This window comes from Bacteroides sp. MSB163 (assembly GCF_036416795.1).
Classification (GTDB): domain Bacteria; phylum Bacteroidota; class Bacteroidia; order Bacteroidales; family Bacteroidaceae; genus Bacteroides; species Bacteroides maternus.
Window position 1 is genome coordinate 4,341,316 of record NZ_CP143867.1, and the last position, 14,018, is coordinate 4,355,333.

Genomic DNA, 14,018 nt, shown 5'->3' on the forward strand with positions numbered 1-14,018 from the left:
GATGACGAAGATAGAATAAATTCATATAAAACACTGGATTATCCTAAATTAAAACTCTATTTTGTAGCTGATATTGGTCAGACCTGTTTTCTGTTCACTTGCCTCTATCTTTCCTGTTTTTATATTATAAAGATGCTGGATGAACTCTTTGCTGCCCGTAAAGTTGAGGCCTTTCACGGAGAATTCATGAGATACATGTCGTTTATTGATGCGGTAGCTTACTGTATAATTACCAATCAACATTGGAGAACGCTGAATGGAATATGCCCGCGTTTCATTATACTGCACTTCTTTATCGGGATGATCCATCGTTGCTTCCACATCTATCGGAGCATAGCGTTCTCCGCCTTGCAAAGTGAGCTTCAGGTTGACACTGAGAATGTTTTGTTTGTTGCGTCCCAGCATCCATTCTTTGCCGATTAGCCCGTTCAATACATATTTTCGGTTAAAGCGCGTGTTGTGCCAGACACCGTCGCCACCGCAATAACGAGAATCGAATAGGGAGGCAGTTATCATGTAGTAGAGGCCTTTGTTCAGTGCTCGTTCCCAAGTGAAGTCTACACCGAAGTTGCGCCCTCGTCCTTTGTTCACTAAAGCATTTTCCACGAAAAATTCATCTCGGTTAAGTACTGAAAAAGAACTATCGCGCATGACAGGCACATCGTATAGGAACTGAATGTAAGGTTCCACTTTCAGACTTGTATTTTCTGAAACCTTATAGGCGAATGAAAGCATCAGATGGTGTGCTTTGGTGAAATCGAGGTTTTTGTTTACTGATCGGTCACCGGTACTTTGCGTCTTTACAAAGTAAACGTCCATTTTTTCCATACGGCTATACATACCATAAGCCAAAGCAAAGGAAGTCCGAGTATTTGTTTGCCATTTCAGGCTGGCACGTGGCTCAAGGGTCCAACGATTATTCAGTGTGAGTAATTGTCCGTGCAGGCCGAAGTTCAGGCTTAGTTTATCGTTTATTCCCCATGCAGAACTGTTGTAGGCTGAAATCAAACAGGTGTTTCCGTCTCCTTTTGAGATTGTTTCCAACGGTTGATCAATGAATGGAACGAGTTCTAAATTCATGTTGTAGAACATTTGTGTAAAGGTTAATCCGGTTTTATTGGTAAAACGGTTATTTACTTTCCGGTTCAGTGACGAAGTCAGTATCAGGTTTGTGCTTCTGCTATTCTGATCGATGTTAGGTGAAGGATTAAATTCTCTGTCATAAGTGGTTTGTATGGCCTCTTGGTCGGAATACGTTCCGGCAAGTGTGGTTTTCAGCAACGTGTTTTCATTAAAGAAGTAGCGATGGGTAACACCTCCGGCTGCCATGTACTGCGTAGAACGTCCCTGTCCGGCATCTTCCAGGTAATCCCATTTATCCGGATTCTTTTCGAGTGAGCTTTTGTATTTGTCAAGTAATGCAGTACCCCATACGGCAAAGGTACCTGCGTGGCGGGTAGGGAAGTTTAGTTTGAAGTTCAGGTCTTGATAGTCCATCTTTCCACCTAAGTCAACGTTCAGTAATCCTGTAGTGGAGTAGCGGTAATTGAAGATATACGAAGCCTTATGTTTCTTGCTTAACGGACCTTCGGAGGCGAAATCTATTCCCATGATACCTACCTGGAATGTGTTTTCATTTCGCTGGTTGTTTCCGTTGCGTAGTTTCATGTCGAAGACACCGGAAACAGCATTGCCGTATTCTGCCGGAAAAACACCTGTGAAGAAGTCGGAGTTTCCTAAAACCTGTGCACTGAGTGAGGACAGAATTCCACCTCCTAAAGTGGCGATATCTGCGAAATGGTTTGGATTGGGAATTTCCACATCTTCCAGTCGCCACTGCAATAAATGCGGGGCATTACCGTGGATGGATATACCATTATTGGAAACGCTTGGCGTTACTCCGGCAAATGAAGCGACCAGTCGGGCCGGATCATCAAATCCACCTGCATAGCGACTCGCTTCTTCCACGCTGAGCATACGTGCTCCTGCGACGGCCATTTTATTCATGGCTTCGTTCCGGTTGTGCGCACGGACCACTACTTCGTTCAGTTCGTTTACGCTTTCCTGCAAAGCTATTTCCAGATAAACTTCCTTAGCGGAAGTCACCAGAATCTCCCGTACAGTCGCTGACTCATATCCCATGAAAGAGGCTTGTACAGAATGACGGCCTACCGGAACTTTTGGAAGTACGAAACGTCCGAGACTATCGCACATCATCCCTAATCCCGGAATATCCGTCAACTGTATCGTAGCATACGGAATAGGATGTCCTGATGCCCGGTCATTGACTACTCCTCGCAGCGTTTGTACGGGGCGTTCACTACTTTGTGGGATATTCTCATTATCAACCGATGCTTGTCCGGGGATATTAGAAACTTCTTTTCCGAAAGAGCAAATTGAAATTAGCAATGCAATTATTACTAATGCTTTAGTTTTATCCATCTTTATCGTTTTTGGTTTAATGCGACAAAGATAGGGCTCTGCAATACGCTACTCTTTTATTTGAGACGAACCGGATGGCTTTGTAGACGAAACTTTATGATTTAGCGGAAGAACCTTTATACTTATGGCTCCTTCTTGTCTTATCTATTACAAAAGCCTTACCAGTTGTATAACTCATACGTGTTGAGTTGTATAACCCGGGCTGTATAAGTTGTACAACTGGTAAATCTTTCGTAGTAAGTAAGAGAAAAAAAGGTAGTAAGCTATTTGCTTCCTAACTTAACCCATGATTTACAGTTTATTTCTTTCAGAAATTCCTTATCATGTGATATGGCAATTACCGTTCCTGCATAGTCCCGGATGGTTGCTGTAATGATCTCGATACTTTCAATATCCAGATTATTGGTCGGTTCGTCCAGTATGAAAACATCCGGGGTATTATCTGCAATCATCAGGCAACAGAAGGAAAGGCGCATCTTTTCTCCACCACTAAGTAATCTGCAAGACTTGTTCCATGTAGCTGCCGGGAAGAGATAACGATTCAATATAGTTTTCAGCTCATGCTCCGGCAGATGGCGCCGATTGAAATATTCCGCCTGTTCCAGAATACTATATTCATTATGGATAAGAGAATATTCCTGATTCAGATAAACTGTGCTGAAATCAATACGGTCAAGTGTTCCGCTGACGGCAGAAAGATCTCCGCAAAGCAGTTTCAACAATGTGGTTTTGCCGCTGCCGTTATTGCCTTCAATATAGAAGCGGTTGCCACTCCGTAACTGAAAACTCAACGGGATTTTCCACATAGGCTGGGGAGCGTCCGGATATTGAAAGTTCAGTTCCTTTGCAGTAGCCAATATCTTACCTTCATGCAGGGTGGAAGCATTGAAATTCGTTTTTAATTTCTCTGCAAGAGGTAAAGCACTCTTAATGTTCTGCATGTCCTGTTGCAACTTTTCCGCTTTTTCAGTATGCATACTTTTCAGTTTATTAGTGCTTACTTCCGCTCTGTTCTTCATGGCACCCATCATAATACGGGGGATTCCTTTTTTGATGGCAGCTTTCTCACCCCGTACATTTTGTTTTGCCTTCTGTTCTGCCAATTCACGGGCTGTTTTTCGGGCAAGTCGCAGAGCTTTTTGCTTTTCTTCTAATTGTTCTTGCAAAGCATTCAACCGGATACCCTTTTGTTCTTTAAAAAAATCATAATTGCCACCATAGAAAGTCAGTCCGGTAGAAGATAATTCACAAATGGTAGGTAATAGGTTTAGTAAAGCCCGGTCGTGGCTGATGACAAGTACAATGGCAGGAGTACGCTGTACAAGATCATATAGCCGTTGTCTTCCTGCTGTATCTAGATGATTTGTTGGTTCATCCAGTAAAATAGCGGTAGGTGAGTGTAGTTCCATACCGGCAAGGAAGATACGTGTTTTTTCTCCTCCACTTAATCCGTCCATCAGGCGGGAGAGGGGAATACTATCCATTCCCCAAGCAGACAAGGTAGCTTGGGTACGTTCTTCAATATTCCAGTCATCATTTAGTGTGGTGAAATGTTTTTCGGATACATCTCCATTCAGGATGGCATGCAAAGCTTCTAGTTTGTCATCTATCCTTAAAGCCTGTGCAATAGTCTGATCATCATATTGCCCGAAATGTTGCGGCACATAGTAAAGATGTTCCGGACGACTGACAGTTCCCTTTGTAGCGGATAAATCTCCTGCAATAATCTTCATTAAAGTGGATTTTCCACAACCGTTGTTTCCGGTCAGTGCCATTTTATTCCCCGGATTGATAATGAGGTTCAAATGTTGGAACAGGATTTCTTTGTCGGAATGGACATAACTAAGATCTCTGATAATAATACTCATGGTAAATACTGTGTTTAAAGAAGTGAATACACTGTATCAAAAGGACTTCTGATACAATAAAATCTCGATTTTGGAGGGAATAGACAAACACAGTATTGGCTAAACATTCACGTTTGTGATGCTCAGCATTCTGAATTATAAAGCATGTGAAAAGTGATGTTTACCGAAATGTTTGTCTTTACTTAGAAATTCTCATCGTAGCAATTATTTAGTTAGTGGGCGCAAAGATAAACATTTCTTTTGGAAATAGCTTTTTATAGGAAAATTTTTATTTGTAAAATAAATCCATATATTTGCAAAATGTGTGATGTGGCTCGTTAGAGTTCAAGTAATCATTTTATTCAATTTACAGTTATCGATCAAATATGAAATCTACTGATTCCGAACAAGAAGAAGTCGGTATGGAACTGGAACAGTACCGTACCCGGCTCGAACAAATGGTCGAAGAAAAATCTAAAGACCTGATTGCCATTCAAGAGAATCTGGAAGCAACCAACCGGCGGCAGGCGTTGTTTATTAAGGTACTGCAAATACTTCAATTGGAACCAGATATTCCCACAGCCATGAATATGGCACTTGCAGAAATCGGTCGTTATACTGGTGTTGATCGTTTGGCAACATGGGAAAACCACCTTGACGGAATTACGTACGGATGTACCAATGAATGGTGTAACGATGGTATTGAACCGGCTATAGATTACTTGCGGAGTATGACTATTGAAGCGGGGAAGCCTTGGTTTGACATGCTCGAAGAAAACCATATTATCTGTACGTCTGATATTTATTCACTCGATCCCTTTATTACTCAGATGCTTGAAATTCAGGGTGTAAAAGCTATTGCTGTTTTTCCTTTGTCACAGTTAGGGGTGCATTTTGGCTTCCTGTCATTTAACTTTTGCTGGAATAAGCAGTGGGACGAAAAAGATGTGGAACTAATGAGCCAAATATCGCAAATTGTATCTACCGCTACGAAACGCTGGCAAGTAGAAACTTCCCTGCAATTGTCTCAGCGAACCATGCAAAAGGTATTGGATAATATCAATGCCAATATCTTTGTTTGTGATTATGATACACAGAAGGTGCTTTTTGCAAATAAGCCTTTCAGGGAAGAAGCCGGACAGGTTTCGGAAAATGCAGAATGCTGGAAAATGCTGAATGCAGGGTTGAATGGATTGTGTGCGCATTGCCCGAAACCACAGTTGCTCGATGCTGATCGCAAATTTACAGGTGTTCATTTCTGGGAAGACTATAATCCAATTACCGAACGTTGGTATACCATCCAGAGTATGGCGATAAAATGGCTCGACGGACGATGGGCAATCATGGAATTGGCCACTGATATTACTACTCGTAAACAGGTAGAACTGGAGTTGATTCTGGCTAAGGAAAAAGCGGAAGAGTCGGATAGACTAAAATCAGCATTCCTTGCGAACATGAGCCATGAAATACGCACTCCTTTGAATGCTATCGTGGGCTTTTCAAGTCTGCTTGCCGAAGCCGATGATGATGAGCGTGAATCGTACATGTCTCTGGTAGAGGAGAACAACGAACTGCTGCTTAATCTTATTTCTGATATTTTGGATATTTCTAAAATTGAGGCCGGTACGGTAGAGCTTATTATAACAAGAGTGGATGTGGCCCGACTTTGCCGCGAAGTCATTTCCACCTGCTCGCATAAAAAACATGATGAGGCGGTGGTGTTACGTTTTGACGAAAGTTCACCTCAGATAATGGTTGATGCCGATAAGAATCGAATTATGCAGGTGCTTTCTAACTTCATAACCAACGCTTTAAAATTTACAACCAAGGGATCGGTTACTCTTTCTTATAGATTGAAAGATGACGGTCTGCTGCATTTTTGTGTAACGGATACCGGTAAAGGTATTCCTGCTGAACAGCAGCATGAGATTTTCAGTCGTTTTGTAAAACTCGACTCTTTTTCACAGGGTGCCGGTCTTGGTTTGTCTATATGTCAGAGTTTAGTAGAACGGATGGGAGGACAGATTGGAGTAAACTCCCGTGAAGGAGAAGGTTCGTGTTTCTGGTTTACACATCCGTATACACTCGATGCCTCATTGGATTCGGATGCTGCAACAAAGGGTGGAGAGCAAGCTATAAAGATTGTTCCAAGGAACTATAAACCTCTACTTCTGGTGGCCGAGGATATAGATAGTAACTATTTGTTGATCGAGGCGCTTCTCAGGAAGGATTACCGTCTGCTGAGAGCACATGACGGCAATGAAGCTATAGACCTTTTCAATACTCAAGCTCCTGATCTCATTTTTATGGATATGAAGATGCCGGGTATGAACGGGATAGATACAGTCGTTATGTTAAGGGAAGGCGGTGCTCAGATGCCCATCATAGCACTTACGGCATTTGCTTATGACGATGATAGGGCATTGGCGCTCAATGTGGGTTGCAATGACTTTTTGACCAAACCTGTTTCGCCACTCGAGTTGCGCAGGATGGTCAGTAAATGGATAGAGAAATAAGTTTTGGAAGTATTATTCCATAGAAGATGCGTCAAATGACAAAGGCAGCAAAGCGCCTACACTCTTCATTTCGTAAATACCCTTTTTCCCGAAGAGTAAAATGCGCATCGGTTGTTTGAAGCGTTTTTCTGTTTCAAGCATCACTTGACGGCATGCACCACAGGGTGGAATCGGATCATCCAAAAAATCCCGTTCATTGCGTGCAGCAATGGCAAGTGTTTCTACTGCCTGATCGGGATATTGGGAGTTTGCATAAAACAAGGTAGTACGTTCGGCACAAAGTCCCGATGGATAAGCTGCGTTTTCTTGATTGGTACCTGTGACAACCATACCATTTGCCAAACGTGCAGCGGCACCCACGGAGAAGTGCGAGTAGGGGGCATAACTGCGTTGGGTAGCTTCGCGTGCGGCATCCATCAGTTGGCGGTCAGCATCACTTAATTCATTATAATCGTATATTTTAATGTCAATTTGTAAGGTCAAATCTTTCATAAGGCAGTGATGTATATTGTAATTAATGTTACAAAGTTAGAAAAGAGATTGGTAATTCCAATTCTTTTTAAGATTTTTGTACCTCAACTTTTACTGATATGAATAGAATTAACGCTATCAGACTCACTGTAATCCTGGCACTTCTGGTTTGTACCGTTGCCGCCCAGGCGCAGCGCCGGAATACCCGTTACGTGGAATATATAGAGAAGTATGCTCCGCTTGCTGTACAACAAATGAAGGAACACAAGATACCTGCCAGTATTACCCTGGCACAAGGGCTTCTTGAAAGCGGTGCCGGACAGAGCGCACTGGCACGCAAAAGTAATAATCATTTCGGCATTAAATGCGGTAGTAACTGGCGTGGACGTACGGTGCGTCATGATGATGATGCTCGCAATGAATGTTTTCGTGCATACAGCAATCCCAGGGACTCTTATGAAGATCACTCCGCTTTTCTGAAAAGGGGTGCGCGTTACGCTTTCCTGTTTGATCTGAAAGTTACAGATTATAAAGGTTGGGCGCGCGGTCTGAAGAAAGCCGGATATGCAACTGATCCCTCTTATGCTAATCGACTGATAACAATCATAGAGGATTATGACCTTTATAAGTATGACAGTCGTGGCATGAGTAAGCGTGAAGCCCGTAAGTGGGAAAAGGAGTTGAAGAAGAAACCCTGGCTGGCTAATCCGCATCAGGTATATATAGCTAATGACATAGCTTATGTCGTGGCTCGTGATGGCGATACTTTCCGCTTTCTGGGTGGAGAGTTCGATATTAGCTGGAAGAAACTGGTGAAGTATAATGACCTGCATAAAGATTACACTTTGGAAGCCGGTGATATTATCTATCTGAAAGCGAAAAAGAAGAAAGCTTCCAAACCGTATACTGTTTATATTGTGAGAGACGGAGACTCCATGCATTCCATTTCTCAAAAGTATGGCGTACGCTTGAAGAATCTGTATAAGATGAACCGCAAAGACGCTGAGTATATTCCTGAAGTGGGAGACAGGTTGAGGCTGAGATAACAGAAATTTCCGATTGGCATAAAAGGGGAATAGAATCTACTTGTTACGGGTTAGATTCTATTCCCCTAATTATTAATCTTTTCATCGCCTTCAACTAATTTCCGCACCGCATCCAACTAATAATTGCTTGCCTAATTATTATTCTTACAATATTTGTTGTAAGAAACTTCTATAATTATTGTATGATACTTTTATAGTTGTTGTAAGAAAGAAAAATATATGTGGTAAGAATATTTTTTAGTATCCGCGATATTAGTTTGTAGGCACTCCGATATTAGTTTGTAGTGTCTCCGATATTAGTTTGCTTCGTTGCCATTCAAAGGTTTATTGGTTTATCCGAAAATGTACAGAGTGTTCGATATCGGACACTATGTTTTTTTCTCTATCGTCTTGTTTTCAGTTGCTTACATTTTTGGCACGCATTTAGTATATATAAATAATGTGAATAATATGCCTGTTCGTTTTTAAAAGCGGAACAGGTTGAAAACTGATAAAATAATAAATAACTCAATATTCAACATGGACAGAGAAATTCCGAAAGAAGTGCGTAACAAAGAGCGCAACAAGAAAATTATTCGCTACGGTGGCATCGGCGTGGCAAGTGTAATCGTTATCAGCGTACTCATCTCATTTATGCGTACGGGAGTGAAAACAAAAGATCTGGTGTTTTCTACGGTTGATAAGGGTACGATTGAAGTCAGTGTTAGTGCATCAGGAAAAGTGGTGCCCGCTTTTGAGGAAATCATCAATTCACCTATCAATACCCGAATTGTCGAGATATATAAGAAAGGTGGAGACAGTGTGGATATAGGTACACCGATCTTGAAACTTGACTTGCAGAGCGTGGAGACGGACTACAAGAAATTGCTGGACGAAGAGCAGATGCGCAGCTATAAGTTGAATCAACTTCGGGTGAATAATCAGACCAAACTGAATGATCTGGCTATGAAAATTAAAGTATCGGCCATGCAGTTGAACCGTAAAAAAGTGGAATTGCGTAATGAGCAGTACCTCGACAGCTTGGGTTCGGGAACTACGGATAAAGTGCGTCAGGCAGAACTTAGCTATAACGTAGCCCAGTTGGAATACGAACAACTGAAACAACAATATGATAATGAGAAAGAAGTGCTTGCTGCCGAATATAAAGTTCAGGAGTTGGATTTCAGCATTTTCCGCAAAGGCCTTGCCGAGATGAAGCGTACGCTGGATGATGCACAGGTTCGTTCTCCACGCAAAGCTATCCTTACCTATATTAATAACCAAATCGGCGCACAGGTTTCTCAGGGAAGCCAGCTTGCCGTGATTTCTGATCTTAGCCATTTCAAGGTGGAAGGTGAAATAGCAGATACGTATGGTGACCGTGTGGCCGCCGGTGGCAAAGCGATTGTGAAGATTGGCAGTGAGAAACTGGAAGGTACAGTTAGCAGTGTGACGCCGTTGTCAAAGAATGGAGTGATTTCTTTCACCGTACAATTGAATGAGGATAATAACCGCCGTTTGCGTTCGGGACTGAAGACGGATGTGTATGTGATGAATGCCGTGAAAGAAGATGTGATGCGTATCGCTAATGCTTCTTATTATGTAGGACGTGGCGAGTATGACCTCTTTGTACGCGACTCTGATAAAGAAATCGTGAAACGTAAAGTACAATTGGGTGATAGTAACTTTGAGTTTGTGGAAGTTATCAGTGGCTTGCAGCCAGGTGACCAGGTGGTAGTGAGCGACATGAGCCAGTATAAAAATAAGAATAAGCTGAAGTTGAATTAGCTATGAGCTACAAGTAACAAGTGCCTTTCGGAGTAATTGAAAATAAGAAAGATATGTTAAGGATATATTTAAAGCAAGCGTGGAGCCTGCTGAAAGAAAATCCGCTGGTTAGCGGGCTTTCTATTGCAGGAACGGCATTGGCCATTACCGCTGTAATGATGATTATTCTTGTGATACAGGTGCGTCTGGCTGAATATGCACCGGAGACGGAGCGCGGACGGATGTTGCACATCATTGCAACCCGTGCTTTCATGAAGAGTAATGATGGAAACTGGAACAATGGCGGAATGGGAAAACGGGTAGTACGCGAGCTTTTCTATAATCTGAAGACTCCGCAGGAGGTGAGTGGTTATGCCCGTAACACGGTGTCCGTCAGTTCGGTTGCCAAGCGTACCTTTACCAAATATCGGGCTACTTATACAGACGACCGCTTCTGGAAAATATTCGATTATACATTTTTAGATGGTACTCCTTTTACCTATGAAGACAATGAAAGCGGCATCCGCAAAGCAGTTATCAGTGAGAAACTGGCACGCCGACTTTTTGGGAAAACAGAGGCGCAGGGTCAACGTCTACTTATCAATCGTACAGAATATACGGTATGCGGTGTTGTGAAGAATGTGCCCCGCACTGCTCGTTATGCTTATTCGGATATATGGTTGCCTTATAATTCCAGTGCCGGCACAGAAACGGCTGCCAATGCTTATGAGGCACTGGTAGGGTCTTTTAATATTGTGATGCTGGCACATAGTACCGACGATTTTACCGCTATTCGTGCGGAAGTGGAAAAGGCCGCAAAACAATTGAATGCGAATACGTCGGAATATGGCGTCAGCTTCTTTAACGGGCCGATGAGTAACCTGGACCTGGTGGTTACCAATAATAATGGTTTTGTTAATGATATCCCCTATGGCAATTGGTTTTTGCGGCAAGGCAGTTTCGTATTTTTCCTGTTATTGCTTCCGGCGCTCAATATGATTGGTATAACGCTGACTAACTTTCGTAAGCGGCGTGCAGAGATAGGAGTCCGCAAAGCATTTGGAGCAACTGCGGGTAATGTTTTCCGTCAGGTTATCGATGAAAACCTCATTATCACTTTTATTGGCGGTATATTCGGATTGGTGCTTTCCATTGGTGTCTTGTTGCTGACGCGTGACATCTTTTTCCCATCGGGTACGGAATTCAATGTAGAGATGCTAGTACGTCCGGAAACGTTTCTGGTAACTTTGCTTTTCATCTTCCTGCTGAACCTGCTGTGTGCCGGTATTCCTGCCTGGCGTGCCGGAAAGTATAACATTGTTAAATCATTGAATAATCAAGAATAACCCATGATACGTCATCTCATCACCCTGATATGGAACCAGCGCAAACAGAATGGCTGGATATTTGCCGAACTGACATTGGTTCTGCTGGCTATCTTTATGATTACGGATGCCGGTTACAGCAAATATACTCTTTATAATGAGCCTTTAGGTTATAACATCGATCGTTGCTGGCGGCTTCATCTGGAGGAAACGGAACCCGGTAACGAAGGTTATACAGGCGAGGATGAGCGTGGAGCCAAATGTTGGGAACGCATCACGGAACTGACCCGGCGGTTGATGAATACCGGTGAGGTGGAAGCTGTGGGATGTAGCTTTTACAGTTGCCCATACAGTCAGGGCAATTCGTGGACGAATGTCGAACCGGCAGGAGCGGATAGCATCAATGCTTATTCCGAATCTTTACACCGCCAACTGGGTGATGCTGGTTTCTTTGAAGTTTTCGGCATACATGACGTGAACGGAAAGCATATCCGCGAGCTGGAAAATCCGGCAAAGGATGAGGTTATCCTAACAGAGAAGGTGGCGCAAAAGTTTTTTGGCGAGAAGGAGCCACGCGGCCGGTTGGTGAATACCGGGGAACTGAATGATGCAGCTGTACTGGCTGTTGCACCCACTATTCGTGAGAATGATTTTGAACCGGCTACTCCCACGTTTTATATCAAAGCTTCCGGTTCTACGATGGAGGAGCTTTTCGAGTGGTATCGTCCTTCTTCATTGGAATATTCTCTACGCATGAAGCGTGATATGACACAGGCTGAGATGGAAGAATGGCTTGCCTCTTTGGGTGAACGGTTGACGTCCGGCAATATCTATGTAAATGCCGTAACAGGGTTTGAAGAGATGCGTGCCGACCGTATAGATTATGTAGTAACGGACTGGCAAATGGTACAACTCATTGTAGCTTTCCTATTGTTGAATGTATTTTTCGGCGTTACCGGGACTTTCTGGATGCGTACGCAGGCACGCCGTTCGGAAACGGGATTGCGTATGGCGGTCGGCGCATCAAAGGGAAGGGTTGTATTTTGGCTCAATGCGGAGGGCTTATTGATTCTGTTGCTGGCTTTGGTTCCTATAGTTATTATTGTACTTAACTTTCGCCATATGGATTTACTGAGTGCGGAAGTTCCTTATACGGCAGGTCGCTGGATTGTAGAATTTGCTATTTCATTGGGAATTTTGGCAGCGATGATTATGTTGGGCATTGCAGTGCCGGCACGCTGGATTATGAAAGAGCAACCGGCTGAAGCATTGCATCACGAATAAACAAACGTAATATATTCAGGGATGATAAAAATCTATTTGAAGCAGGCGTGGGTCTTGTTGAAGCAGAATCCGCTTTTCAGTACCCTTTATATCGTTGGTACAGGTCTGGCTATTGCTATGACTATGATTGTGGCTGTGATTTACTATGTCAAAGTGGCCCCGGTTTATCCGGAGGTGAATCGCATGCAAACGCTTTATCTGACTTCAGCAAGATTTCAAAAAGGAGTGGAGCCAAATAAGCAGACTTTTCAATGGGCTGTTTCCTATCAGGCATTGCAAGAGTGGTTTTATCCGTTGAAGAATGCTGAGGTTGTTTCAGGTTTCATGTATAACAGTGCAGATAACAATTATATTCAACCGTCTGATCGCAGCGGGGATTTCACTGTAAAATTAAAGCTGGTTGACCCGAATTTCTTTCGTATCTATCCATTTTATTTTTCGGAAGGTAAGCCTTTTACTGCATCCGATCTTGAAAGCGGTATCTGCACGGCTGTTATAACACAAGAGCTGTCCCGTCGTTTGTTTGGTACGACTGAAGGCGTAGTGGGACGCTCATTCAGTTTGGATTATGTCAATTATCGCGTTTGTGGTGTTGTGCGTAGTGCAAGTTACCTGACTTCGGATTCTTATGCGCAAGTCTATATTCCTTATAGTGTAATTCCTAAATATCGTGACTCCAATTATGGAATACCTTATTTAGGTGCATTTGGCGTTACTTTTCTTGTAAAGGACGATGCGCAAGCCGAAGCGTTGCGTGCCGAAATTCAGGAAATTGTCCGTAAGGAAAATCTGTTGCATGCGGATGAATGGCAGGTGAATCTTTGGGAACAACCTACTTCCCATTTGCAGCGATTGTTTAAACCTTATCCTAGTATGACTACTGGTGTATGGGCACAGATACGCTATCTTCTTTTGATATTGCTGGTGCTCCTGCTGGTTCCTGCCTTGAATTTGAGCGGAATGATAGCGAGCCGTATGGAAAGCCGCTTGTCGGAAATGGGAGTGCGTAAGTCATTCGGTGCCGGCCGTGGCGGATTGCTTTCACAAGTGATGTGGGAGAATCTCTTATTGACGTTGTTGGGTGGTGTATTGGGATTATTGTTGGCGTGGTTCGCTCTGTATACTTGTCGTGAGTGGGTATTTATGATATTGGAAGACTGGGCCGAACCGGTTCCGGAAGGAGTGAATGTACTGGTTTCCGGTGAGGTGCTGTTTGCTCCGATAGTATTTGCTGTTGCTCTTTTGTTCTGTATCTTACTGAATTTATTATCAGCATTGATTCCGGCATGGTATGCATTACGGAAGCCGATTGTGTATTCATTGAATGAAAAAAGATAAAGA

9 protein-coding genes are annotated in these 14,018 nt (G+C 43.1%); 6 read left to right on the forward strand and 3 right to left on the reverse strand.

Annotated elements, in window-relative coordinates:
* Positions 1 to 48: 48 nt before the first annotated feature.
* Both VYM24_RS16640 and VYM24_RS16645 read right to left on the reverse strand, forming a co-directional pair.
* The gene (locus VYM24_RS16640) at positions 49 to 2,442 is read right to left on the reverse strand and encodes a TonB-dependent receptor (RefSeq protein WP_330940438.1); all 2,394 of its coding nucleotides are present in this window, start codon (positions 2,440 to 2,442) and stop codon (positions 49 to 51) included.
* 263 nt (positions 2,443 to 2,705) lie between these two features.
* Positions 2,706 to 4,310 (reverse strand): ABC-F family ATP-binding cassette domain-containing protein, encoded by a 1,605-nt coding sequence (locus tag VYM24_RS16645; RefSeq protein WP_330940439.1) that lies wholly within the window; start codon positions 4,308 to 4,310, stop codon positions 2,706 to 2,708.
* Positions 4,311 to 4,675: 365 nt separating this feature from the next.
* Between VYM24_RS16645 and VYM24_RS16650 the strand changes: the two genes are divergently transcribed.
* Positions 4,676 to 6,805 carry an ATP-binding protein gene (locus VYM24_RS16650; protein ID WP_330940440.1) on the forward strand — a complete coding sequence of 710 codons (2,130 nt, stop codon included), beginning with the start codon at positions 4,676 to 4,678 and terminating at the stop codon, positions 6,803 to 6,805.
* 12 nt (positions 6,806 to 6,817) lie between these two features.
* On the opposite strand, the gene cdd is transcribed toward VYM24_RS16650, so the two are convergent.
* A complete protein-coding gene (gene cdd / locus VYM24_RS16655) occupies positions 6,818 to 7,297 on the reverse strand; it encodes a cytidine deaminase (RefSeq protein ID WP_291548466.1) in 480 nt (159 codons plus the stop codon).
* 98 nt (positions 7,298 to 7,395) lie between these two features.
* Between cdd and VYM24_RS16660 the strand changes: the two genes are divergently transcribed.
* The 5 genes from VYM24_RS16660 (at position 7,396) to VYM24_RS16680 (ending at position 14,015) form a co-directional block, all read left to right on the forward strand.
* Positions 7,396 to 8,322: a glucosaminidase domain-containing protein gene (locus VYM24_RS16660; protein WP_330940441.1), complete on the forward strand. Its 927-nt coding sequence runs from the start codon at positions 7,396 to 7,398 to the stop codon at positions 8,320 to 8,322.
* A 519-nt stretch (positions 8,323 to 8,841) separates the two neighbouring features.
* Positions 8,842 to 10,089, forward strand: a complete 1,248-nt coding sequence (locus VYM24_RS16665; RefSeq protein WP_330940442.1) for an efflux RND transporter periplasmic adaptor subunit — start codon at positions 8,842 to 8,844, stop codon at positions 10,087 to 10,089.
* 53 nt (positions 10,090 to 10,142) lie between these two features.
* Entirely contained in the window at positions 10,143 to 11,414 is a 1,272-nt protein-coding gene (locus tag VYM24_RS16670) for an ABC transporter permease (RefSeq protein WP_330940443.1), read from the forward strand.
* Between the two features lie 3 nt (positions 11,415 to 11,417).
* Positions 11,418 to 12,677, forward strand: a complete 1,260-nt coding sequence (locus tag VYM24_RS16675) for an ABC transporter permease (protein ID WP_330940444.1) — start codon at positions 11,418 to 11,420, stop codon at positions 12,675 to 12,677.
* A gap of 21 nt (positions 12,678 to 12,698) precedes the next feature.
* Entirely contained in the window at positions 12,699 to 14,015 is a 1,317-nt protein-coding gene (locus tag VYM24_RS16680; protein WP_330940445.1) for an ABC transporter permease, read from the forward strand.
* Positions 14,016 to 14,018: the final 3 nt, after the last annotated feature.